This is a genomic window from Leptospira ilyithenensis (assembly GCF_004771005.1).
Classification (GTDB): Bacteria; Spirochaetota; Leptospiria; order Leptospirales; family Leptospiraceae; genus Leptospira_A; species Leptospira_A ilyithenensis.
Map to the genome: position 1 here is coordinate 21,547 of NZ_RQHV01000049.1, position 24,746 is coordinate 46,292.

Here is a 24,746-nt window from a genome sequence, read left to right on the forward strand (position 1 = left end):
TTACCTATTAAAATGGAATGTCATCGTCTCCGGCATATTCATAATCACCACCGCCCATACCGGAATCTTGGGATGGTGGGAATTCACTGCCTCGGTCACCGCCGGAAGAAGAACCGCCGCCTTGTCCGCCTAACAGTTGAGCAGACTCAACAAAGATACGGATTTTGGATGCTTTTTTTCCTTCGGGAGTTTCCCAGGATTGCTGTTGAAGTCTTCCTTCAATCGCAACTTGTTTTCCTTTTCCGGCATACTGTTTCAGTATGTCAGCTAACTTACCCCATGCAACACAATCGAAGTAATGAGTTTCCTCTTTCTTCTCCCCACCCGAAACATAAATGCGGTTATTGGCGACTGAGAAATTGACCACAGAACTGCCGTTAATCGATTTAAATTCGGGGTCGCGTGTCAGGCGGCCTATTAGAAGGATCTTGTTTAGATCGTTAGCCATTGGAACGGACGACTAGTGTTTTTAAAATGTTCGTATTCAGTTTGAATTCGTGTTCGATTTTAACGATTTCGGACGCTGCACTTTGGCATTTAATCAATGTAAAATGACCTTGTTCGTCTTGTCCGACCGGATGCCAAAGTCTTTTGGAACCCCAGTCTTCTTCGTTTTGGATCGTGATGGAGTGTTTCGCAAGGATGTCCTTTACTGCGGACTTTGTTTCCTCGACTGCCCCTTCACGAATGATGTTCGTGATCTCGTAGTTTCTCATGTTTCTCCTATGGGTATACCCCCATGACCGAAACGGGCGGGGGTAGAAGAATAATTTTAGTATTCCTGGTTAGGATTTTCGTTACCAGATGGGGGTCAATGGAATTTCTTCTTGGTTCTATCCATTTACCGAATTTCCATGGCAAATACCCAGGGCTATGAGCGAAAAAATCAATTTTCCGGAGATTTGGGGCCTAGGTCTCGGTCTGTTTTTATCACTCTACGCAGGTTTTTTAAACCACGTTTCCCCGAGTGAACCGTTTTCCGAAACCCATTCCGGTTTCCATTCCCCTGTCCTTGCGTTGGAAGTTGCAGAAACCCCCAAACAGGTTCAGGATCTGATCGGAGTCTACGAAAACGAAGAATTTCCCGCCCTCACCTCCCAATACAGGATTTTACATTATTTCGATTTTGGATTTATCTTCTGTTATATGGCGTTTTTGGCTTACACAGGACATTATGCAGGAAGAAGGGTAAGACATGTTTTTCTAAAAATATTTTTGGGGATGATTGCGGTTCTTGTACTTGGCGGATTTGCGGACATTGTGGAAAACATTCTGATCTTAAATCTATTGGATGCAAAAAATGCGGAAGAGATGGTCTCCTCTTTGGAATATTTGAAACCTACGGCCCAATTGAAATGGTTTTGTTTGTTTGCCTACTCGGCAACTATCGGCATTTATTTCTGGTTATACGAAAAAGGGGTGCTGCTCAGAATCACTTCCGTTCTTTTTGTAACAGCTTTTTTTCTGGGCCTGTTTTCCATTTTCAAAACAAGCTTACTTGAGTTATGTTTTCCTTTCTTCGCTTTGGGAATGGCACTCACTTGGTTTCACTACGGATTCAGTTTGGCTTTCAGCTCCTTGTCCAAAAAAACATAACCGCGTCCCCCGCTTATCACAAGTTCGGTTCCTAAATTTTTACATAAAAAAGCATATTCTTTCAAAAACTCTTCCGCTTCCCTCGGGCCGAGGGGACTGAAAAAATGATCGCCTGACATGGATTGGTGGCGACCGAAAATAGGGATCACTTCCACTACGGTGAGAATTCCTTTTTGGAAATGCAAAACTGCCGATATATTGTGTTTTAAGTATTGATTTTTGGATCCGAAGAAAAAATTTCCGAGTGAATAAATCACAGCACCTTTGGGAAACACTTCGATCCCTTGCGGTATATGAGGATGATGACCGATGATTGCCTGATAACCCGCACCGATCAGATACTTTGCGGCTTTGCGTTGGGTTTCCGTAGGTTCCGGGTTGTATTCCACTCCCCAGTGAACTGCTAAAATATTGACTTGGTTCGGTTTGGTTTTACGAGCGAGTCTTTCCGCAACACCTACTCGGAAATAGGCGGCGCCGGGATTTCTAGCATTCGCAAATAATCTGGTCTCTCCCGTATCTGAAAAAGAAAAAATACGAAACTCACTGTCTATGGATTTATAAAGCAAAGGAACCATCGCCAAAGACTCGTCATTCCCGGCACCGGCGGAAGCGATTTTATTTTCCGCAAGTAGGGACAAAGTATCTTTTAGACCCGGCTCTCCGAAATCCATAGTATGATTGTTGCCAAGAGTCACTCCGTCGATTTGCAATTCCTTTAGAATGGAAAGATCTTCTCCCGTTCCGTAAAATACGTAGGACTTCAATTTATCCGCGCCGGGTTGTTTCCTGAGTATGGGTGTTTCCAAATTCAAAACGCGGTAATCCATGGACGCGAGTAAACCGACAAAACTTCGGAATGCAAAAGTCGGATCTGCCGTGCGGATGGAATCTCTCACACCCCAATTGAACATCACATCTCCACCAAACCAAAGTTTCGTGGAGTCCGTAAAACGGAATCCTTGCCCGGTTTCCGTTTTGAAACGGTAATAGTCTTGGATTGGTGCGGTGACCCCAGGCTCTGCCGATTCCGTTTGTTCCGGTCCTTCCTCCGAAGACAGAGCGGAAGTGAAAATACAGAATAGATACAAAAACAAAAGGAAATAAATTTTCATTTTAATCCGAATTTCACTTTCGCAAACAAAACCTTAAAAAACTAAAAACGGAATACAGACTCGGGGACTTCCGTTTTAGAAACCTTTTTCATTTTGATAAGAATCAGAACGTTTTCTTTTTCCTCTCCCAAAGGAATCACTTTGGTTAAGATTGATTTGGGCGGGTGTTTTAATTTAAGATCTTTTTCTTTGACAAGAGACACTGCCTTGAGCTTGCGAAGAGGACTGACTAGTTCGATCCGGCCCAGCTCCCCTTCTTCAAAAAAATACTCATAGGCCCCGTCCGACTTTTCCAATAGAATTCGGTTTTCTTTTGTCAGAAACCTGGCTTTTGAAGAAGTAATCTCAGGCTGAAAGGATCCGGTGAGGTATTGATAAATCACAGGGAAAGGAAGTTGGATGGATTTTTTGGTATTCGGATCCTGCAATAAAAGATCACCCATCGGCTGGGTCGTCACCTTGTTTGTGCTAGTTGGTTTGATTTGAATTTCCGTCGGACTAGCGATCAGTTCGGAAAAAACAAGCCCGAAAAATGTATCCATCAATTGGATCTTTACAAGTCCCGATTCTTTGGAATAAAAGATCTTTCCATCCACTGCAAAATTGTCTTTTTTGGGGACGAATACCTGGATGTTCATGGAGAACTCGCCCTTAAAAGAGGAATAATTTGTTTCTTTGGATTTGATTTCGGCGAGCAATATTTTCGCATTCGCATCGCTAGTCGATACATAACGATCCTTGTTCTTTCCGATAAAATCCACGTCTTCCACTTCTCCTGCGGAACAAAAAGAAAAAAAGACTGCGACGGATAAAGATAAAAAAAGATTTAAAATTTTGGACAGAGAGGTCATTCGGCAAGTTCCTTTTGAACGGTTGTTAGTTTGGTTTTGATTTTAGAAGACTCCGTATCGTCTTTTGTAAGAGGAAGTGCCCTTTGCCAATAAAACCCTGCCTTGACTAAATCTTTTTTGGCAAGATACACATCTCCCAAATGATCAAAGATCACGGGATCTTCCGCGTCGCGATCCACCGAGATCTGTTCGGCAAAATGCAGATGCAATAACGCTTCTTTCCACTGGTTTGTTTTAAAATAAATCCATCCCAAACTGTCCTGGTATGCCGCATTGTCCGGCTCCAGATCCACTGCCTTTTTCAGATAGGAAAGAGCTTCTTCTTTTTTGATTCCTCGTTCCGCATAGAGATATCCCAAATAATTATATGCATTCGGATTTTCCGGATTCGTTTGAATTGATGCGAGCAAATCCGCTTCGGTTTTGGGAAAGTTTTTCAATTTGTCGAAAACGGTAGCTCTGTAAAAAAGATAATTGTTGTTTTGCGGTTCAAGTTCTACCGCTTTGGAGAAATTCGCAAGGCTTTGTTTGTAATCCTCTTTCTGAAAATAGACAAGCCCTTGCAAGTAATGATAAGCGGGATTTTTCGGTTCTTTTTCGAGTAGGGATTTGCCGATCGCAAGAGAGGCATCGTATTTTTTTATTCCAGGATTTAACAAAAGATAGGCGAGACGGTATTTCAAATTGTTTTTTTCTTCTTCGCTCTTGGTGATTAGGATCGCTTTTTTAACGGAAAGAATCGCACTATTGGGGTATCCCATCGCTTCTTCGCAATGAGACACTCTTTCGAACAACCCAGGGAGATCTCCTTCCAGACCCTCTTCTTTTTCCGCAAAACGGATGGCAGAATTAAATGCATTTTCGGAAACCACGTATTGTCTGTACTGAAACGCCAAAGCCGCAGTAGACAACATTGCTTTATACAGTCTTTCTTTTTCCGACGAAGGAACGGATTCCTGATAAGCGACCCTTGCGGCAAGCCTTCCCGGATTTTTTTCGATAAAGGAAGAAAGCTCGGTTGCAAGTCCTTGTTTTTCTCCTTTTAGGAAACGGTCCAAAAGGGAAATCAATCCTTCTTTAGGAATTTTTTTCTCTTTGGCAAGAGCCACGAAATATCCGGGTGCCATGACACGCGAATCCAAAAGATAAATCTCACCAAGCATATGTGAGGCGTCTATTTCTCTGGGGTTTGATTCCCGGATCCAGTTCAAATATTTTTTGGTATTGGAAAAATCACCCAATAGATAATTGATCTGGGCAACCCGAAAGATCACCTCAGTGTCGTTACGCGCCAAATCCAAATATGCCAGATAATAAAAGAGGGCCCTTTTAGGATTGTCTAATTTATAATTCAGCTCTCCCAAAGATTTGAGCACCGTAGATTTGTATTTTGAATTCGTATCTCTTTTTTGAATGAGATCCCAAAGAGAAGTGTAATAGAGTGCGGATTTGGTCCATCTTTTCAGTTCGAAATTCAGATTTCCCAAAAGATATAAAAAATCGGAATCATAAGGATAATCCTTCAGATCTTTTTCCAAAGTATCCGATGCGATTTCCAATTCCCCTTTTCGAATCTCCACCCTTGTTTTGAGAAGTATACTTTCCCGGGAAGGAGGGTTCGGCGTTTGAAATTTTTTGTAAGCCGTCTCGCTCCAATTCATCGCAAGGCTTAGATCACCTAACTCCAAATAACTGGCGGCTATGGAATACGCACTCAAGTAAGTCGGTTCCAGATTTTCTTCTTTTCTGCAATTGTGAAATTTTTCAAAAAAGCCGACAGCAGCCTCATGTTGCTTTTTAGCCTCTTCCGGTTTCCTTCTTGCAGCGGATTGAAAGGCATCTACTTGTTCCTGAAAGCCGCGGGACAAGAGATAATCTTCCGGAACACCTTTTTCCAAAAGACTGCAAGTTTTCGTCTCTTTTGCTTCCTCTGTCGGAGGAGCTCCGTACAAAGTTCCGGAAACCAGCAAAAGAATGGATAAAAATCGAATGAAATAAGGTCGTATATCGTTAATTGCTTGAAACATCCGTGTATTCCGGCAAAGTTCGGGAACAGGGACTTCCTTGAACCAGATCTTCCGAGAAAATTTAAAATACATTCTGGCTGTTCTACTTGTGTGGGCAATCACTTTCCCGTTCGTTTTACAAAACAAGGACACCATACTTGCCGATCTCACCCTCCGTTACAACGCGCTCTTCGGTTATCCGAACCCTGGCATTACCCGCGAGTTAGTGGCAAAGGGAGATGCCATCCTGGAAGGAAGAAAGGAAGGTAGTTCCAACTTCTTTTTAAAACTCACCTCTTTTTTCCAATCCGAAGAAAACCAAAAATCTTCAGCTCTTCCTTTAGACTTGCATCTCATGGAAAAATCCTGTTTGTATTATCAGTCAAAAAACCATGTGGAAGAAACCTTTCTGGAACTCACTTGGCGGGAAAAGGCGATGGAATGGGGCTCTCCTTTATTCACAAAGGTCACTACTCCCGGGGAAATCGTACTCGGCCCGAATCCCAAAGAGTATTGGAATTCCCATATTGAAAATGTTTTGGAGGCTTTGGATTATTACAAACGTGCTCTCCGATTTTCAGGTCCGGACTTTATCGTTCCGAAAAAAATAGAATCCGTCGCTTGGGCGGTTTGTCGTCCTGCGGAAATTCTTTTGGCCTATAAAACACATATGATGGAAACGGAAAATTATGTGATTACAAGTCTCGCCAAGGAAGACAAACTTCCTTCCAACCTAACGGACGTTCAAAAAAGAAGTATCGCATTATCAATTATCAAAAAGGGGATTTTTCCGGAAGTAAATCCGAATGATTATCTGGAATCTTTACTCAGGCAGATTTTACTTACGGGAATGAAATCGTTCTCACCCCGTGAAATGGACTCCGTATTTGAAAGGATTCTTTATTTCGTGGGAAATAGCGAAAGGGAATATTTGAAATTTCGATTCCGACGGGCAGAACTGTTCTATCAATTGGGATTGGAAGATCCCGAATATTATAAAAAGGCAATTATTGAATTCAACGAATCATCCAACATCAAATTGGCTTTGGAAGATGAAGAAGCTAATCTTCCGTTACTACTTGTCCATCAATTCGAAGCGGTTCTAAAACAAGCGGAGTGTTACCAAAAGCTGGGTGAGAACAAAAAATCTCTCCAGATACTGGATTCACTCGCTCCCAAGTTGAGAAATGTCGATGAACGAAGCGTAGGCGGAATCAAAAGGGAAATCGTACAAAGTTACAGAGAAATAAAAAGGACAGTTCTTCGCAAACTGAGTCGATTCGAGGAAGCAGATGAAATCCCCCTCACAGAGTAAGTTTTTTTACTTTGATTATAATGCGACTCATCCCCCTTTCTTAAATTTTCTAACCGAGTCTTTAAACGAATACGCCGGAGAGTATTACAATCCTTCCGGAGCGACCAGATTTTCCCTGCGCAACCAAGGAAAGATCGAGTCCGTTCGAAAATATTTTGCAGGGCTAACTGGAAAAAACGAAAGAGGATTCGTATTTTCATCAACTGGCACCGAAGCCAATTATCTGTTACTCAGATACTTGAGAGAAAGCAATCCCGATTTGAAAGAACTGATTGTAAGTCCGTTTGAACATTCAAGTATGTATTCTGCCATCAGAGATCTTGGATTTTCACCCAGACTCATCCAAACGGATTTTTCCGGGGTCATAGATCTGAAATCATTACGTTCCCTACTCTTGGAAAATCCGGTTCCCATACTTTGTTTGTATGCAGGAAATGAAACAGGAGTTCTTCAGCCGGTGGAAAGAATCGCAAGCCTCGCCAAAGAATTCGGAGTGTCTTTTTTCAGTGATCTTATGCAGGCATTCGGAAAAATCCATGTGGACTTTTCCCTTTTCGACGGTTTTAGTTTTTCCTCTCATAAAATCGGAGGAGGACTCGGTTCGGCACTGAGTTTTGTTCCCAATACAAAAATCGACTATCATGTATTTGGCGGAGGAAATCAGGAGAATGGGCATAGAGCAGGAACGGAAAACATACAAGCACTTCTCTCTTTTCAAAAATCTACCGAATTCCAAATGAAACATCTTTCCGAAAAAGAAGAAAGGCTTAAAAAATTTCAAATTCAGATAGAGACAAGATTGGAAACGCTCGGTTGCAAAATCATCGCCAAAGATTCTCCCAGGCTTCCAAACACCAGTTTTGTGATGCTTCCTTTGGAAGACATAGATTTTTTCCTACTGGGAATGGAAGAGAAAAATACAATCATCTCTACCGGCAGCTCATGCAAATCCAGAGCGAGAGAAGCGTCCTCTTCACTCATCGCTATGGGATATTCAAAAGAAGAAGCCCTTCGTTGCATTCGTATCTCTACCGGAATTCATACGACCCAGGATGAAATCGACTTTTTATCGGAAGCTTCGGAAGAATTGATCTTAAAATTCAAAAGCTTTTAGTTTTCATAAAAATCCGAATTCTCACAAAACCAAGTAAAGACGGAAACCCGAATCAATTGAATCAATCTTCACTGCCCGATGAGAATCGAGAGAGTTTTTCTTTTATCGAAATAGAAGCGAAAAACCTTTCTCCAATCCCGATTTTCCGACGAATCCAAAGCGAAATTGGAAGATTTCAGTTACTTTTGGACACTTAATTCAATTTTTCGGCTTTTTGCAGGTGCGATACAAGGATCGTAGTTTCCCTCATGCGAATAGAGAAGAAAACAAATGGAAACATCTTCCTAACCTCGCTTATAAAGTTAACCCAGGTCCCTTTAAAATTAAGAAAATTCAAGATTGGATTTATAAAAATAATAAATGCTTTTTGTGTTTACAAACATCAATTAAAGTCCTTGAATATGCGCAAAGCCTGTTTTTTAGGATGTTCCCATGAAAATGACTGTTAAAATTATAATCGGTGTTTTAATCGCATTGTTTTTATTTGTCTTTGTGGCACGAAAAACAAGCTCAACGGTAAACGTTAGTCGTACATTCAACGCACCCGCTGATAAAGTATGGAAAGTCTGGAACGATGTTGAGTCCATGAAAAAATGGTGGGGTCCGAAGGATTACACAGCGCCGGTAATAAAGAATGATTTTCGGGCAGGAGGAACCTTCCTACTTTCCATGAAATCCCCTGGTGGAGAGATGTTTTGGAATAGCGGGACATACAAGGAAATCATTCCGGGCAAGAAGATCGTATCAATGATGGCTTTTTCAGATGAGAACGGAAAACCGGTTCCAGGCTCCGAAGTAAAAGTTCCGGGTGTATGGCCGGATGAAATTTCGGTAACAGTAGAATTCAAAGAATCAAATGGGAAAACGGAAGTCACAGTGGAAGAAGTCGGTATCCCGTTCCTTATGAAACTAATGGCAAAGCTGGGTTGGGAACAACAATTCGATAAATTGGAAACTTTGTTTTTTCCCAATTAACAACTATTATAGTCATTAACGCTGGTTTACCGGTCATCTAAAAGAAAAAGATGATTTTTTCGGGAGAGTCTTATTTTTATTTCTCTGTCATTTCAAAATGAGTCGGCAGAAATGAAATCTCATCGCATACGAAGTAAACAATTTTTTAATTGATTTTCTACTTATAAATCCCAATACTTTAAGCCAATCGGCACCTAATATGAAACCAAGAATTATTTATCTTCTTATATTAGCTTCCCTCTTCCATTGTAAACTTTTTCTGAACAATACAGGAGATCCTCATTCCGATGCTTACAGAAAGACCCAGCTTTTGAGATGTCTGCTTGGCTTGTGTGATGATCCTTTTGCCTCCCTGAGATGGAGAGAGGTTTATCGTTTGCCTACAGCCAATTTAATAGAAGGCGGCGCATTCGTCTCCGACCAGATCGGATTTATGATCGGGTCGGGCGGTCTTGTAATGCGATCTTCCGACAGCGGTTCCACATGGAACCGGTTAGTTGCCGGAGACAGACAAAAAAACATCCTGGCCATTGATATAAATCCTTCCTCAAAGGAAATCTTTATCGCTGGAGGAAAGTCCGATTATACTTCCGTATACTTTCAATCTTCCTCAAATTCAGGAAGGACCTGGAAAAACATACTTATCGACGGAACAGGCATTATTACTTCTCTCCATTTTACGAATGAAAATTTGGGCTTTCTTGTTTTAAAAACTCAAACCGCAAGTAAGTTCTATATCACAAGAGACAGAGGGGCCAATTGGTCACTCCAATCGGATGTTTCAGGATATATTTCCGGTTTTAAAATGTTTGATAACGGAGTTGGCTATCATTGGGGAACCGACACCGCTGTCACCATGTCTTTGATTCGGAAGACAACAAATTTCGGTCAAACCTGGCAGGATCTATCAATTAATACCGGTTCAACGGCAAGCGATATATCGGCTTCTTTTACAAATCCAAATTTTGGAATCGTTTCGATTGTCGTAAGTGGCGTACCGGAAATCCGCAAAACTACCGACGGAGGAAACACCTATTCAAGCCAAACAGTATCCGGCTTATCCGAGGGTTCAACCGTAAGTGTTTATTTATGGGATTCGAACAATGGATTCTTATTAGGTTATAATAAGATAGCAAGTATTAATTTCTCATCCGTATATAAAACCCAAGACGGGGGGAATACCTGGAATCTTGCCTACAGCGATCCTCAGCAATCCAACGGAATCATCGGTGTTTTAGGAAATATGACTCGCAAGAATCAAAATGAATATTTTGTCTTCTTCAGTTCGGCAGTCGAGGCGAGTTTTCTATATTCAGAGGACGGAGGATCCAATTGGAAAGTGAGAAGCACCGGAGACAACATTCAATTCGGTAGAGTTGCGATAGTATCTGACACGTTAGGCTATACATCCGGCGGATTCTCATCTTTTCCGAGATCGGTTTTTCGTACAAAGGACGGTGGAACCACTTGGTCCAAGATATATACCGGAGCGAACGGATTATTCAGAGACATATTTGCAAATAACAACGGTTTTGTGTGCTCAGTAGGAGCCAACAGAGACATCGTATACAGTAATGACGGAGGAGAGACATGGAGCCTGCCTTCCAGCTTCGGTGCCATTACAACTACTACGGAATTCCGCGGTGTTTCCTTCAATAAACAAGGGATTGGTCTCCTCGCTGGTCGACCAACAGGGACCTCAGGAATGATTGCCAGAAGTACGGATAACGGAAGCACGTGGACTATTGTTTTGAATACAACTGCTTGGGTGACAAATGTCCGATTCATTAACGAATCTTTGGCGATCGCAACTTCAGGGGTGGGCGGAACAGCTTCTTCTTTCGGAGTTTATCTTTCCAGTGACTCAGGAATCAACTGGACCCAAATTCCTTCTACGGCAGGGCTCAGTCTTTATGATCTGAGTATCGTAAACGAAAGTTTGATTTATGCATCCAGCGGAGCGATCGCCACGAATCAGGAAACCGGTTATAAATCGCAAGACGGAGGTTTGACTTGGACTACGATATTTCAAAAAACCGGCCCAACCACTCAAAATGTTGCAATAGGTTTTTCCGACCAGAACCGAGGTTTGATTTCCGGTTCTTCCGGAACTTGGAAAACCGAAAACGGAGGCTTAACCTGGACGGAAGAATTGCGATGGAGTGATTCAGGGTTTCTAGGAATTTCCTATCTGCCTTCCAAAAACCGAATCATAGGAACAGGAGGAAGCGGCACCATCCAATACCGTTCCTGGCCTTAACATCATCCACCTAATATCAACTAAATCTTCTTTACCGTTTTTTGACCTTTATCAGGTTGTTACTGCGTATAAATTTTTTTCATACTCAATAACGTTTCCAGTTCCTTCGATGGTAACGGTTTACTAAAGTAATATCCTTGTATTTCATGACAATTTCTCTCCCTTAAAAATCGCACTTGTTCGATTGTTTCCACACCTTCTGCGATCGTTTTCAAACCCAAATTACTGGCCAAGTTCAGAATTGTTTCCACTACCGCTTTCGCACGGGTCTCCTGCGGTATTTCGGAAATAAAAGACTTGTCGATCTTTAGATAATCAATTGGAAAATTTTTGAGATAGTTAAGCGAAGAATATCCGGTTCCAAAATCATCCACAGCAATTCCGATTCCTAGATTTTTAAGCGACTCAAGTTTTTTCACGATGGATTCCACATCGTGCATAAGCGTGCTCTCGGTTAACTCTATTTCTATTTGCTTCGGAGAAACACCTGTTTCGTTTAAAATTCTTTCTATATTCTGAACAATATCTTTTCTTTGAAATTGCCGACCGGATACGTTAATAGAAACAACGATTTTGCTACCATAAGAATATTCCCATTTTTTAATCTGCTCACATACATTTCGAATCACCCACTCCCCTATCTCTAAAATAGTTCCGTTTTCTTCCGCGACCGGTATGAATTCCGAAGGAGATATCGGATCGCCCGAATGAGTGTCCCACCGTAATAAAGCTTCGGCTGTATGAATTGCCCCGTCCATACTCACACGAGGTTGGTAATAAACTTCGAACTCCGATTTCCAAAGAGAACGACGCAATCTGTCTCCTATATTCATACGTCTTTGGATGCTAGAATTCAAGTCCGATGTGAAGAATCGATATTGGTTTTTACCTGTTTCCTTTGCTTTGTACATCGCGCTATCTGCAAACCGCAAAAGAGTATGTTCTTCTTCCGCATCGGAAGGGAAAAAGGATACACCGGCACTGCAAGTAATATTGAATTCCCTATTTTGAATCGGGATAGGTTCCGAGACGGAACGAACGATTTTTTCCATCAAGGGTTGTATGGCTTCAATGGAAAGAACGTCGTTAATGAGCAAAGCGAATTCGTCCCCTCCCATACGGGCGACAGTATCGTTTTCACCCACTAGATTTTTTAATTTGCCGGAAACAAATTTAAGGACATCATCTCCGAAAGAATGCCCTAACGAATCGTTGATATCTTTGAAATTGTCTATATCAATCAGAACGATTCCAAGAAGAAGTCCCTTTTTTTGGGATCGAGCCATAGAGGATTTGATTTTTTCTCCGAACTGGTAGCGATTCGCCAAACTCGTAAGAGAATCAAAGTTTGCCCGTAATTTCAAAAGTTTATTTTTCCTTTTGTATTCGATAGCAATGGCGGCAAAATTCGCCATTTGTTTCATTATGTTTTTTTCTTGGACACCGGGAAGTCCTGTTTTTGTCCTATAGAGCGAAACGACTCCTAGAATTTTACCCGAAGAATTCAGTATTGGCTTTGACCAAGCAGCGCGGATCCGATTTTGTTCTGCGATAAATCTACCGTTCGACCAATATGGATGCGTTTGAATATCCTCTACAAAAAAAGATTCAGAACGATATGCGGCGGTACCTGAAGCCCCCATTCCTTCCGCGACTTTCAAATGGGCCACTGCTGGTTGAAAAGTATGCGGAAGATTGGAGATCGAAACAGGAATCAGATTCAGACCGGATTTATCTACTAGAAAAATTCCACAGTAGGAGGCTGCATTGATTTCTCCGAGATAGGTAGCAATCATAGTAAGCACTTCAGAAAGCGCCTTGTCCTTTGCGATAGCTTCGAAAATGAGAGAACGAAGTTCCATTTCCCGACTCTGCAACCTATGCAAAGTTATATCATGAGTAATGGATAAAACACTGCTCACACCATGTGAATCGAATTCCGGAATGATTTCACTCATGTAGCTGCCCGGACTACCATCCGAGTTAGCCCACTCCAATTCTATTTTTGACGGAAGTCCGTTCTTGAAAACTTCCTTTACCTGGCAAGCGTATCGAAATGCATTCTCCCTTGATATATCGAATACATCTGTTATGTGTTGACCTAGAACTTCTTCGGATTTTTTTCGGCAGAGCTTTTCTTCTGCGGGGTTGATGTAAATGCAACGGAAATCAGAGTCGTACCTGGAAATCCCAAGGGGAATATTTTCCGTAAGACTCCGAAATTGCTGCTCTCTGTTTCCGATTATGGCTTCCATTGACTTTCGTTCTGTTATGTCCCGACCGATCGCCAAAACACCAACTATTCGGTTTTCCGAATCTCTTTCCGCTACGAATCTGATATGATGAACGACCTTGGATAATGCCAATTCCATCTCCATCTCGTCCGGTTGCCCCGTTTCCAAAACTTTCATTACTTTTTTCTTATACTTTTGGAACACATCGCCGCTATCGCCGGGCACGGATGCGGAGATTGCCATTCCTAACAACGGTTCAAGATCCATACCTATATTTTTTGATAACTGAGGATTGACATAGATCAAATAACCCTCGCTGTCATGACGGGAAACATTGTCCGGCATATTTTCTACAAGCGAACGAAACTCCTCTTCCTTCTTCCTAAGACTGGATTCCGCTCTTCTGATATCGGAAATATCCCGACCGATGGCTAAGGCGCCAATCAATTCGTTTTCGTGGAATTCCGGAACACAGTGTACCGCAAAGTGAATGCTCTCACCGTTTCCCTTATTCCAGTCCCAATGAATGACAGTCGGTGTGGCAGTTTCCATAACTTTCATCAAAGTTGCTTGGTATTCTTCAGGACGCATAGAATTTGTGAGCGTCCAAAGTTCGGAAGGTGTCGTTCCAAGAGCTCCGTCTGTCGTAAACCCCATGACTTTCTTATGCGCAGGATTCGAGTAAACACGCCTGCAGTTGCGATCATACCTCACGATCACATCAGGAGTGTTTTCGGCGAGAGTCCGGAATTCCTCTTCGCTCTTGCGTAAAGAATTTTCAAGATTCCGATTTTCGGTCAGATCCCTGGCGACTGCAATGATCCTATAGATTTTTCCGGATTCATCCCGAATGGGAGTAACGGAAGTTTGGAAATGACGACTCCCTGTCGTTAAACCGATATTATCGTCGTAAAAAACAGTATTGCCGGACTTCAAACAACTCTGAAACCAGGAGTGTATATTACTTTCCTGAGGCGAAATTTCCTCCAGGTATTTGCCGATTTGTTCCTCTTGGAACCCTGTGATCTTTGCCGCTGCCGGATTGAATTTTAAAAGACGAAAGCGATGATTCTCCGTTACTTCAAACAGAAAAAACAAATCGGAAATCTTTTCGAAGATCTCCTGGTATTGTAACTCGTTTTTCTGCTTTGCTTTTTGGACCTCGAACTCCCGTAATTGATCCGCTTGTTTTTTTCTGTCCCGCATATCCCTAATGTACCCGGCACAGTATTCAATGGTTCCAATTTTAAAATAATTGAAAGTATTTTCGACACTGATTGGTTCACCGCTCACAGACAGATATTCGCTCTCAAAACTGACTGATTTATTTCTCTTACATTCTTCCCAGATTTCGGAGAGGGTATCGGGATTCAGGCTATTGTCGAAGTCAGAAATTTTTGAGTTCAGTATCGCTTCACGGTTTTTTCCGAAATGACTGCAACCTTCGTCGCTAATGAAGCAAAACCTGTGACCTTCTGCCGGCAAAGTCGCAAATATGATCGGATCCTTCGTGTATTCCACCAAGTTACGGCATAATAAAAGCTGCTCCTGCAATTCGAGACTTTCACCTATATCCCGGCCTACGGTGATAAAACGTTTTTTGCGCCAAAACTTGGCGGAAATGAGGGTAATATTCCACTCGAAGATGATTCTTCTTCCGTCTTTCGTCAATGCAGGTATTGTGATAATTCTCGACTTGTCCGAATGAAATAAAAGTTCATCCTGCTCAACTAACAGTTGTCTTATATCCTCCGATAACATTTTTTCAAGCATCGACTTTCCGATAACTTCTTGCCTAGTCCAACCGAAAATCCTCTCTGCTTCCCGGTTCCATTCGATAGGAACGAAAGACGATTCCCACACTATGTAAACCATCGGCAAGTCATCCGAAAGTACGACCACGCGGTTCTTTATAAAAAAAGAAATCAAGGTACTCATTAAATTGGGAAAAAAGAGCTTAAACATTAAGATCATCCTTCAAAATCGAAAATAAGAACAACATCCACATTATGAATGCTCTTCACTTCCTTAATCCCTCTACCTAGCAGCTCAATGTATTTGAGCCTCCAGTTTCGGAATGTATATAAATGGAAAGCAGATAGATCCGTCGACATAGACTTAATTCATTCTTAGTCTAAATATACCCGACTTCTGTCGCTTCCGTTTTAATATGAGTCGAATTTAAAAAGAAATCTTAGTTGTTTCCTTTTATGGCAAAAGGGTGAACTTATTTGCAAAAAATTTCCATTTGGAATAGATTGGTTTGAAGTATCATCAAAGATATGTTAGAGAAAAATCATTGGGTGGCTTTGTGGTTAACACCCCACCCAATTCAGGGCGGGGATTTGGTTGTATGGCGGACCAATTACTAAACAAAAAAACGAGATGGGCTTTCTGAAAAAAAAAATTTTAAAATATGTTACCCCCGACAAGCTAGTAATCCTACTTGCTAATTCAATCGTAATCGCACTGATTCTTGTTACCATTAACACATTTTTAGTTTATTTTGAATTAAAAACATCAAATCCGAACTACTCCCCCAGAGGAAGAAACATCGGTTCCGTACACAAAGACAAATGGGAAAAAGAGAATATCCAATCTCAAATCAACCAGATGCAAACGATCGAACGGAGAAACAAAAATATCCGCGAATTAAAATCTTTTGCCAGATGGTATTGTTTATTGCTGAATCATCTTAACGAAAAATTCGACTTACCGGATTTGCTGATTTCTGAAAATGAAAACGCGGCCGTTTTACTGAAACTATTCCAAACCGAACGCGGAAAAAATAAAAATGTAAAGTTTGAGCAAATATCTTTTCTGATTTCATCCGATTACGAGGATCATAAACTTTCCGACTCTTTGATCCCTCAAAAACAAACCTTTATAGAAATTGCACATATAACTTCTTTTTATCCCGATTTGTTTTTCATGAAAGATGTTTGGGAAAATCTGATAAAAGATCCCGACAAATTATACAAATTTTTAGTTTTGATTTTAGAAACTAAAGAATCTTATAATGACACAGACCCTTCCCACATCAATTCCGATCTTTGGACTTACACATTACCCGAACACAATCGTATTTTTTTCAAAGAAACATTCGAAATGAAGGCAAAGAACGAAAGAACATATTTTATAAATGTTACTTATCAGATCATTCGGATAGAATAGGTTCCTTAATTTATGATTCTTTTTTATTTTGCAGAACTCCTCTTTCGAATGTAATCCAAAGTTTCCGCAATTCCGTCTTCAAATGAAGTTCTGGGAATCGGTCCGATTTTTTCCAAATATTTGCGGCCACTCAATTGCAAAGGATCTTCCATAAGATACATGATCTCCACGACTTCCCTTAAAAAAGAATCGAAGATTCCCGAGAGCTTCACAGTAAATCTTCCGAGTGAAATCACTTTGGACTTTCTACCCAAATGAGTTTCTGCGATTCGAACGATTTCATTTCCTGAAATCATTCCACCGGGGATATTCCAATTACTGCCGAACGAATTTTCTTGTAAGGCGATCGCTACTATCATCTTCGCTGCGTCAGGAAGATAAACATACTCCCTTTTGGGCTGCAAGCTTCCGAAAAAAATACCAAATTTTCTCGTAGCAAGTCCGTCCAAAGTAGGATTGAGATAGGCGAGTTTACTCGTGGGTCCGTAGTAATCGGGAAGACGAACGATCAACGGTTTCGCTTTCTTCCAAAGATCGGACAGTATCATCTTTGCAAATTCCACTTTGATTTTTCCCTTTTTCGTATGAGCAAGATAGGGATAATCCTCTTCTACCGGATAACCGGGATTTTTCCCATACACATAAACTCCATCGACAAAAACTATTTTTTTGCCGGTTTCCTCCGCTGCCTTCATTACGCTCTTGCCAAGTAACAATAGTTTGCTTTCCATTTCCTGGTAGGAAACATTTGCCGCCTGAAATACAACGTCCGCGTCTTCAAAATAAGGAATCAAGGACTCAGGCGAGAATACATCCCCGACCACGAATTCCAATTCTTTCGGATTTCCCCATTCCTTTGCCAATTTTTCAAGACTTGTCAGATCCCTTCCCAGAATCACCGTCGGAATTTTCCTTCCTAGCAATTCCTCTGCGATCGCCTTTCCACTCCCCCCTGTTCCTCCGAGTACCAATGCTTTCTTCATATCGTCCTTCCTTTTATTGATTGATCAATCACAAATAGAATCAAAAAAAATCTCAAACCCTGCCACCGTTACTCAAACTCAGTTCCGAAGAACCAAGTGCAAAAGCAAGATTGCAAAGAATACCCCGTGCCAAAAAATCTTTCGCCAGGTTTTCCGTGTCGCCAAGTCCAGCTGCATCAAATTTTTGCTGAACCAATTCCTTTAGGTTTTCCAAAGACTTTTTTACGAGCTGCTGCACGTTTTCTTCCGCAATCCCCCAAGTCTGGATCTGCAATAGAATTTCATTCGGATAGCGCCTCATCAATTCCTCATAAGAGGTGATCAGATCGGTGAGCAGAGTGTCATTTTTGTATTCCGCTTTCGAAAATTCGACTGCGATCCTGTCATAGATCAATTCTACCACTTCCAAAAACAAAGCTTCCTTGCTCTCAAAGAAACGGTAAACATAAGGCTGAGAAATGCCCGCTTTCGCAGAAATATCCGCTGTTGTAACCTTATGGTAGCCTAGTTTGGCAAATACTTCGATGGCTGCTTCCAAAATGGCTGCCCTTCTTTCTTCATAGAGATGACTGTTCGGTTTCGTTTGCATCATCTTTTATTGATTGATCAATCACAATTTTAAAACAAACGAAACTTCCGTCAACCGAGATTATTTACCAAAAAGGGGTTTTTGCCACCCCCTCGATAGGAATTAACTATTCACTCGAAAGTAAATTACATCTCCATCTTGGACAATGTATTCTTTCCCTTCGATGCGAAGTTTTCCTTCTTCTTTGACTTTCGTCGCATCTCCGGTTCGGTCCAAATCTTCATAACGCATAACTTCCGCCCGGATGTATCCTTTTTCAAAATCGGAGTGAATCACGGAAGCTGCAATCGGTCCGGTGCTGGCTTTTGCAGTGGTCCAGGCTCTCACCTCTTCCACTCCTGCGGTAAAAAATGTAATCAAACCTAGAAGTTTATAGGAAGCCTGGATCATACGGGAAAGGCCCGATTCGGTTTCTCCTATCTCTTCCAAAAATGCGAGTTGGTCGTCTTTTTCCAAGCCCGAAATTTCTTCCTCAAAGCGACCACATAACACGACTACTTCGGCACCTTCTCTGGCTGCATAGTCTTTGATGGTTTTTACATGAAGATTGTCCGTATTTTTTACATCCGAATCTAGAATGTTTGCAACGTATAATACGGGTTTAATTGTGATAAGATTGAATTTTTTAGCGATTTTGAGTTCATCATCCGTCAATGAAACCGCCGCTGCACGCAGCCCTTTTTTCAAGCCTTCCAAAATCTTTTCCATTACGGATCCGATCTCTATCGCTTCTTTGTTTCCCGCTTTCGCGGATTTCGCTATTTTTTGGAATTGTTTTTCCAAACTGTCCAAATCTGCCAAAATCAATTCGTAATTGATAACGGTGATATCCTCGATAGGATCCACTTTCCCGTGAACATGTGTTATGTTCTCATCTTCGAAAGCGCGAACCACATGGCAGATGGCTTCCACTTCCCGGATATGCGATAAAAACTGATTGCCGAGCCCCTCTCCCTGGCTTGCCCCTTTTACAAGACCGGCAATGTCGACAAATTCGATCGTGGTGGCTATTGTACGTTTCGGTTTATAAATCAAAGCAAGTCGTTCCAAACGCCTGTCGGGAACTTCCACAATACCTGTGTTTGGTTCAATGGTGCAAAACGGATAATTGGCCATTTGCGCGCCGGCTTTGGTCAATGCATTAAAAATAGTCGATTTTCCAACGTTGGGCAAACCAACGATTCCACAATTCAATCCCATACGGATAGATTTTTCAGAGAGAGCAAGCGGACAAGGAAAAATGTTTCCCGGTTAATTGAGTAAAAAACCGGTTTGAAAATAGGTATAAACCAAGTAAATAGAACCCAAACCCAATATAGCAATGTATTTGAAGAGATAAATCCAACCGATCCGTTTCCAAGGATACCTATCTTCCAATTTCATCCTGGTGATGATTTCGGGAACATTCATCTCCGATAGATTTTCAGGGATGGGATAGATTCCCATATCATGAAATGTATTTTCCAAAATGATTGCACGTTTGTCCGGGGAAAGAGAATCAAACACTTCGGTTTTTTCCGGACGAATCAGTTCCGTCAAAATTTTAGGGATTTCAAAAAATTTGAAATGAATGATCCCTGAAAAGGAAGTGTACATCGCAAGATAATTGATAAGTACAATCAAGGGACTTGCAGTGTATTTCGAAGAAAACAACAAATATAGGAAAAGGCCAAGATACCCGAAGTAGATGTACTGTCTTATCTTTGAAATTTTTTTCTCAAATCTTCTTTCTTTCAAATAACTTTCAAATGTCAAATCATCAGTTGAAGTTGCCATCTTACTATTCAATCTGCTCTTTCCTCTAAGTATGATTCTGAAAAATAATGCAAAAATTCTTTCGGAACCGAAGATCGAACTTGGATTTTATGATCCGGCGCATCTTCAAATTGGAATTTCCAGGAATGCAAAAACATTCGTTTCGGGTTTCCCTTCTTTGCATCTCCGTAAACTTCGTCTCCCAAAATGGGAAACCCTTCCTCGGAAATATGAATCCGAATCTGATGCCGCCTACCAGTAATTAGTTTGGCTGATCCCAGAAATAGTTTTTCTTTTTGCAAAATACCTAGAACTTTAAATTCAGTGATCGCTTTTTTCCCGCCACTTCTCACGGTCATCATCCGCATCTTTCCTTCCTTTAAAAAAGATTCCGTCCTTTTTTCCTTCCAATCGGGAATCCCGTGAGATATAAAAATATATTCCTTATCTGAAGTTTTTAACAGTTCATCCAAGTATACATTATCCGAATTTTCTTTTCCGAGAATTACGATCCCGCTTGTTCCGAAGTCCAAACGATTGACCGTTCTCAATTGTTTTAAGCCCAAGGCCTTTTGCAACAATCTGGTAAAATCCGGACGATTTGTATCTTTGGTTTCATGCACCGGAATTCCGGAAGGTTTGTCTGCGACGAGAAGTTGATCGTCTTCCCAAAGAACTTCCGTTTGAAAACCAAACCCGAGTTCTACGTTATAACGCATGGAAGTCAGTCCGGTATCCGCCGTAACTGCGAATATTAATGACACCGTTTTCAAACAAAAGGTATTGTCCTTTGATTCCCACTAAAACATCTTCTATCGGTTTGGATTCTTCCAGTTTGTAGGATTTGATTTTTTTAGGATAAGAAAGAATCGGATATTGGATTTCGACAATCTCCAGGGAAAGATCGGATTTCCAAACGATCTCTTTATTTTTGCCGACCTTCATATCCATTTCAAAACTTTGTTTCTCCAAATGGCGCAAAAACTTTTCCTTTTCTTTTTTTAAATCCATATCGGGCGGATCGCCTGCCACCATCTTTTGCCAAGTGGTTTTGTCCGGCAAAAAACCGGATAGATAGTTTTCGATGATCCCAGCTTCTCTACGGGATTCCACTTCCATAAGTGGAACTGCAAACCGAGCCCCTTGGTCCACCCAACGGTTGCTAACCGGATTTTCTTTTGTGATTCCTACTTTCAATCCGCTTGAGTTTGCAAAGTAAACAGTGTGTTTTTTAAAACAATTAGTATCGCCCCATTCCGGTTCCCGACAGGTTCCTTTATGATGATGACAGGTTTCGGGACGCATAATACAAAGATCATTGCAAGCCTTTGTGGAAAAACAGTTAAAACAACTGCCTTGGTTGAATGATTTGCTAGTGAGTTTGCCGCAGTCCACACAACGGATTTTCCCATTGGTGGAAAGATGGAGTTTTTTTCCGATCCAGGAATTGATTGTAAAATCGGATAAGTTTTCTATGGCTTCCGATTTTTCAGGTCTTCTGGATTCAGCTTCGTCGGCATAGGTAGCATAACACCACTTATACTGGACTGGCGCAAGTCCTTCGTGTTCCATCATTCTCAGATAACCGATCATTTGTTTCATTTTTTTAAAAAACTGAGTTCTTTTCCACCGATGGGAAAGGAGTCTGAATCCAATTTCAGTATGACAATCCCCATGAGAGTGAGTTTACCTGAATTCGTTTCCCATTTGAATACGATCACTTCCTCTTTAAAATGATAATGGGATATAAATCCGCTCGGTTGATAGAAAAGTTTGAGAGTTTCCTCCCCTTCTCCGAACAAAACCACCTTGCCGTTTTGATTGGGGGATTTTGTTTTGGAAAGCAATACCATCACCCTTCCACCTAATTCATGCTCTTCGATAACTTCAGGATCTACGGATTCTGCATCTTCAATTTTTTTCTTATCGTCGATGACGATCAAATCCTCGTCCCAACTGAGCAAACTGCAAGGAAAATCTCCGGGCAATTCGGGAAACTCACCGTTGCAAGGAACATATTTCACTTCTCTTGATTCGGTGAACGGGTAATCCCTGGTGATCGTGGAGCGAATGGTTGCAAAAGCAATTTTTTTCAATTTGGATGAAAACTGTTTTTTAGGAATCGGGTTGAATTTGGCAACTTCGTTCGGTGTTGCGAAATTCGGACTGATCCAAATCCCCAGAATGAGTGAAAATAAAATCTTTTTTTTAAAAATCATAAGTTCCTTCCCGGTTAATAAAGAAGATAAGGTTCGATTCTTTTTTTCTCATCGGCTTCCGATTTTATAAATGAAGAGTGAAACTCGGAATAAGTTTTACCTTCGCCTATTGCCGTTCGAAAATGTTCATTGCCCCAAAGCTGGTCCACCCAGTAATTCGCACTTCCCTTATTCCATTTGAAATCTTTCGGATAAGTTTCTTTCATAAGCCGTATCAACTCGTATGCAAGCTCGATCGGATCATAATCCGCTCTCACTAAATTCATACGTAAGCCGCTAGTGATCTTTCCCTTATGAGGCCCGAAGGTGGGCTTGAAAAACACCGGAGTAAAATAATAGGACTTGGATATTTCTCCCAATTTTTTGGAAAGAATCTCGGGATCAATCATCCAGGGGGCACCGAAATAGACAAAAGGAGCTTGAGTTCCCCGCCCGACGGAAACATTCACACCTTCCAGCATTACTAGTGCCATATAATTTCTGGCGGATTCCACCATAGGTAGATTAGGTGAAGGTGTCACCCAAGGAAGACCTGTGTCTTCAAAGTACTGATTTCTTTGATAACCGGATACGGGAACTACCTGCAAATTCACGGAATCGGAAAGAAATTCCTTATTATAAAACAAGGCGGATTCGCCCAATGTCATTCCTGAAATCAAAAGAGATGGAAATTCACCCGCAAAGTTCAAATGTTTCGGACTCATCTTTTCTCCTTTTGGAGGAAGATGCATGGCAGTATGGATATGATCCAAAACAATAAATTTCGTTTTGGATTTTCCAATACCGTCAAGAAGACGTTTGAGAACACTTACGTACGTATAACATCTCATTCCCACATCCTGCACATCGAACAGAACCACGTCCACTTCGTTCAAAAGTACACGAAGATCGGAATCTTTGATACGATAGATATGATACAATGGCCTGTTGAAGGTAGAGTCCATAGTAACAGGAGTTTGGCTAAATTCTTCTTCTAATCCTAGAAATCCGTGTTCCAAACCGATCAGATGTTCCAAAATAACTTGGTTCTTTTCAAATTCGCGGATGATTTTCCCGGGGTTGTTTCCAATACCAGAGGGGTTCGTCACAAGCATCACCTTCTTTCCCGAGAGAGTGGGAAGGATCGATGAGTAAAAAATTTCACTAGACGGAATTAACTTCGAATCCTGGGGGTGAACCCGGAACTGAGGAACAGTGTTTCCTTGACAAGCGGCCAAAATAAAGAGAGCGGAAAACCTAAAAAAGTATTTGGTCATGTAAGTAGAAGATTATACTATATGGCAAATCTTCAAGGAGAATTGCTTCCTTATGTCGAAACGACCTAAACTGAATTTCCCGATATCTGTCTTTTTGGTTCTTTTGCTCGGTTGTACGAGCGGTGCCTCTGCTCAAAAATCAGAAAAATTACCCGAAAACGTGGTAACTGCAATGGGAGAGGCTCCCATTTACCAGGGGGATCTGGCCCTTGCCCGTAACAAGGCTTTGAAAGATGCAAAACTCAATGCAATCCGCAAACTCATCGGAGAGCAGATCACGGAAAAATCGGGAGTTGCCGACGGTCAGTCCCTAGGAACCAAACTCTACGGGAAAACGGACGCGTTCGTAAAAAAATACGATATCATCAGCGAAGAAAACTGGAAATTGGATACCCAAGACATGATCCGGTTGAACGTTCGTTGCGAAGTGGAAGCCACCAAACTTTCCACTGCTGTGGACCAATTATTGGATGATGTGGGCAATCCCAGAATCGCAGTACTCATCCAAACTACTATCAATGGAAAATCTTTTCCTATCGGTTCCGCTACCAATATCGCCGAAGCGGAGTTAATCGAAAAACTGAGAAACAAAGGAAACAAAGTCGTAGACAGCTCTCAACTAACAGCACTACTTCGAAAGAACCCCGCTCTGGCAAAACTGGATCTGACTTCCGTGGAAGAAGGCAGTCCTCTTCTTTCTTTAGCGCAAGATGCAGGTGCGGAAGTGCTTATCATCGGACAGGTAAATACCACGGACCAAAAACCAATCGTACTGCCCGGCGGGAAAAAAACAGATTTTTTAAGTTCGGCGGCAACCGGACCTTACCGGATCATTCAACTTTGGGGAGATGGGAAAATTTTCGGTTCAGGATCTCATGAAGGAAGAGGTGCGGACATTACTCAGGAAGTTTCCAGGGAACAAGCAGTCAAAGATTGGTCAAAAGTGGTTTCCGACAAATCCGCAAAACAAATCAAAGACGAGTGGTTCAAACTTACCGAACAAAATACAATCATCCTCAAGTTTAAAGGATTGGATTTGGAAACTGCCATTGGTTTCAAAAACGATCTGATGGAATACACTTCCGTAAAACAGATCAATGACCGCAAAACAGATGCAAGTGGCTCTGAATGGGAACTCACCTATCCGGGAAAAGAAACCATGTTTGCGGAAGAGTTGATGTATAAAAAAGACTCCAGCTTCAAATTCCTTGCGACCAAAACCTTGAATATCATAGGTTCCAAACGCGGAGTGGTAGAAGCGGTTTTTCAAAATCGTTAAGTTTCTTTTTTAGACTTTAATCAAC

At 41.5% G+C, this 24,746-nt stretch carries 21 protein-coding genes; 7 read left to right on the forward strand and 14 right to left on the reverse strand.

Annotation, left to right across the window (positions count from 1 at the left end):
• Nucleotides 1-7 precede the first annotated feature (7 nt).
• Nucleotides 8-448, reverse strand: a complete 441-nt coding sequence (locus EHS11_RS10635) for a single-stranded DNA-binding protein (RefSeq protein WP_135764395.1) — start codon at nt 446-448, stop codon at nt 8-10.
• Nucleotides 441-716: a 30S ribosomal protein S6 gene (rpsF, locus tag EHS11_RS10640; RefSeq protein WP_135764396.1), complete on the reverse strand. Its 276-nt coding sequence runs from the start codon at nt 714-716 to the stop codon at nt 441-443. The genes EHS11_RS10635 and rpsF overlap by 8 nt, the downstream gene beginning before the upstream one ends.
• 157 nt (nt 717-873) lie before the next feature.
• Between rpsF and EHS11_RS10645 the strand changes: the two genes are divergently transcribed.
• Nucleotides 874-1,596, forward strand: a complete 723-nt coding sequence (locus EHS11_RS10645; RefSeq protein ID WP_135764397.1) for a hypothetical protein — start codon at nt 874-876, stop codon at nt 1,594-1,596.
• Here the strand turns inward: EHS11_RS10645 and EHS11_RS10650 are convergent.
• Genes EHS11_RS10650 through EHS11_RS10660 form a run of 3 tightly spaced genes read right to left on the reverse strand, consistent with a single transcriptional unit; the run spans nt 1,551 to nt 5,589 of the window.
• Nucleotides 1,551-2,711, reverse strand: coding sequence for a CapA family protein (locus EHS11_RS10650; protein WP_135764398.1), 1,161 nt, complete (start codon nt 2,709-2,711; stop codon nt 1,551-1,553). The genes EHS11_RS10645 and EHS11_RS10650 overlap by 46 nt on opposite strands.
• Nucleotides 2,712-2,752: 41 nt before the next feature.
• On the reverse strand, nt 2,753-3,562 hold the full coding sequence (locus EHS11_RS10655; RefSeq protein ID WP_246047783.1) for a hypothetical protein: 810 nt from the start codon (nt 3,560-3,562) through the stop codon (nt 2,753-2,755).
• Entirely contained in the window at nt 3,559-5,589 is a 2,031-nt protein-coding gene (locus tag EHS11_RS10660; protein WP_167884411.1) for a tetratricopeptide repeat protein, read from the reverse strand. Before EHS11_RS10660 ends, EHS11_RS10655 begins: the two co-directional genes overlap by 4 nt.
• A gap of 37 nt (nt 5,590-5,626) precedes the next feature.
• Here EHS11_RS10660 and EHS11_RS10665 point away from each other — a divergent pair, with 37 nt between their 5' ends.
• The 4 genes from EHS11_RS10665 (at nt 5,627) to EHS11_RS10680 (ending at nt 11,232) form a co-directional block, all read left to right on the forward strand.
• The gene (locus EHS11_RS10665; protein WP_135764400.1) at nt 5,627-6,883 is read left to right on the forward strand and encodes a hypothetical protein; all 1,257 of its coding nucleotides are present in this window, start codon (nt 5,627-5,629) and stop codon (nt 6,881-6,883) included.
• A complete protein-coding gene (locus EHS11_RS10670) occupies nt 6,861-7,997 on the forward strand; it encodes a cysteine desulfurase family protein (protein ID WP_135764401.1) in 1,137 nt (378 codons plus the stop codon). The genes EHS11_RS10665 and EHS11_RS10670 overlap by 23 nt, the downstream gene beginning before the upstream one ends.
• Before the next feature lie 432 nt (nt 7,998-8,429).
• On the forward strand, nt 8,430-8,972 hold the full coding sequence (locus EHS11_RS10675) for an SRPBCC family protein (RefSeq protein ID WP_135764402.1): 543 nt from the start codon (nt 8,430-8,432) through the stop codon (nt 8,970-8,972).
• Between the two features lie 199 nt (nt 8,973-9,171).
• Nucleotides 9,172-11,232 (forward strand): WD40/YVTN/BNR-like repeat-containing protein, encoded by a 2,061-nt coding sequence (locus tag EHS11_RS10680; protein ID WP_135764403.1) that lies wholly within the window; start codon nt 9,172-9,174, stop codon nt 11,230-11,232.
• Nucleotides 11,233-11,291: 59 nt separating this feature from the next.
• Here EHS11_RS10680 and EHS11_RS10685 read toward each other — a convergent pair whose 3' ends face one another.
• Nucleotides 11,292-15,341 carry an EAL domain-containing protein gene (locus tag EHS11_RS10685; RefSeq protein WP_210413671.1) on the reverse strand — a complete coding sequence of 1,350 codons (4,050 nt, stop codon included), beginning with the start codon at nt 15,339-15,341 and terminating at the stop codon, nt 11,292-11,294.
• A 510-nt stretch (nt 15,342-15,851) separates the two neighbouring features.
• On the opposite strand from EHS11_RS10685, the gene EHS11_RS10690 reads away from it, so the two are divergent.
• Complete coding sequence (locus EHS11_RS10690) at nt 15,852-16,640, forward strand: hypothetical protein (protein ID WP_135764405.1); 789 nt, start codon at nt 15,852-15,854, stop codon at nt 16,638-16,640.
• Between the two features lie 23 nt (nt 16,641-16,663).
• Here EHS11_RS10690 and EHS11_RS10695 read toward each other — a convergent pair whose 3' ends face one another.
• The 8 genes from EHS11_RS10695 to EHS11_RS10730 all read right to left on the reverse strand — a co-directional run bounded on the left by EHS11_RS10695 (nt 16,664) and on the right by EHS11_RS10730 (nt 23,442).
• The gene (locus EHS11_RS10695; protein WP_135764406.1) at nt 16,664-17,623 is read right to left on the reverse strand and encodes an NAD-dependent epimerase/dehydratase family protein; all 960 of its coding nucleotides are present in this window, start codon (nt 17,621-17,623) and stop codon (nt 16,664-16,666) included.
• Between the two features lie 52 nt (nt 17,624-17,675).
• Nucleotides 17,676-18,215: a TetR/AcrR family transcriptional regulator gene (locus EHS11_RS10700; protein ID WP_135764407.1), complete on the reverse strand. Its 540-nt coding sequence runs from the start codon at nt 18,213-18,215 to the stop codon at nt 17,676-17,678.
• Nucleotides 18,216-18,314: 99 nt separating this feature from the next.
• A complete protein-coding gene (gene ychF, locus EHS11_RS10705) occupies nt 18,315-19,412 on the reverse strand; it encodes a redox-regulated ATPase YchF (protein WP_135764408.1) in 1,098 nt (365 codons plus the stop codon).
• 51 nt (nt 19,413-19,463) lie between these two features.
• On the reverse strand, nt 19,464-19,988 hold the full coding sequence (locus EHS11_RS10710; RefSeq protein ID WP_135764409.1) for a hypothetical protein: 525 nt from the start codon (nt 19,986-19,988) through the stop codon (nt 19,464-19,466).
• 8 nt (nt 19,989-19,996) lie between these two features.
• Nucleotides 19,997-20,686, reverse strand: a complete 690-nt coding sequence (locus EHS11_RS10715) for an RluA family pseudouridine synthase (RefSeq protein WP_135764493.1) — start codon at nt 20,684-20,686, stop codon at nt 19,997-19,999.
• On the reverse strand, nt 20,676-21,569 hold the full coding sequence (locus EHS11_RS10720) for a DUF2797 domain-containing protein (RefSeq protein WP_135764410.1): 894 nt from the start codon (nt 21,567-21,569) through the stop codon (nt 20,676-20,678). The genes EHS11_RS10715 and EHS11_RS10720 overlap by 11 nt, the downstream gene beginning before the upstream one ends.
• Nucleotides 21,566-22,186 carry an LIC_11883 family protein gene (locus EHS11_RS10725; RefSeq protein ID WP_135764411.1) on the reverse strand — a complete coding sequence of 207 codons (621 nt, stop codon included), beginning with the start codon at nt 22,184-22,186 and terminating at the stop codon, nt 21,566-21,568. The genes EHS11_RS10720 and EHS11_RS10725 overlap by 4 nt, the downstream gene beginning before the upstream one ends.
• A gap of 14 nt (nt 22,187-22,200) precedes the next feature.
• Nucleotides 22,201-23,442: an exo-beta-N-acetylmuramidase NamZ family protein gene (locus tag EHS11_RS10730; protein WP_135764412.1), complete on the reverse strand. Its 1,242-nt coding sequence runs from the start codon at nt 23,440-23,442 to the stop codon at nt 22,201-22,203.
• A gap of 52 nt (nt 23,443-23,494) precedes the next feature.
• Here EHS11_RS10730 and EHS11_RS10735 point away from each other — a divergent pair, with 52 nt between their 5' ends.
• A complete protein-coding gene (locus tag EHS11_RS10735) occupies nt 23,495-24,721 on the forward strand; it encodes a lipoprotein LipL46 (protein WP_135764413.1) in 1,227 nt (408 codons plus the stop codon).
• The last annotated feature ends 25 nt before the right edge of the window (nt 24,722-24,746 follow it).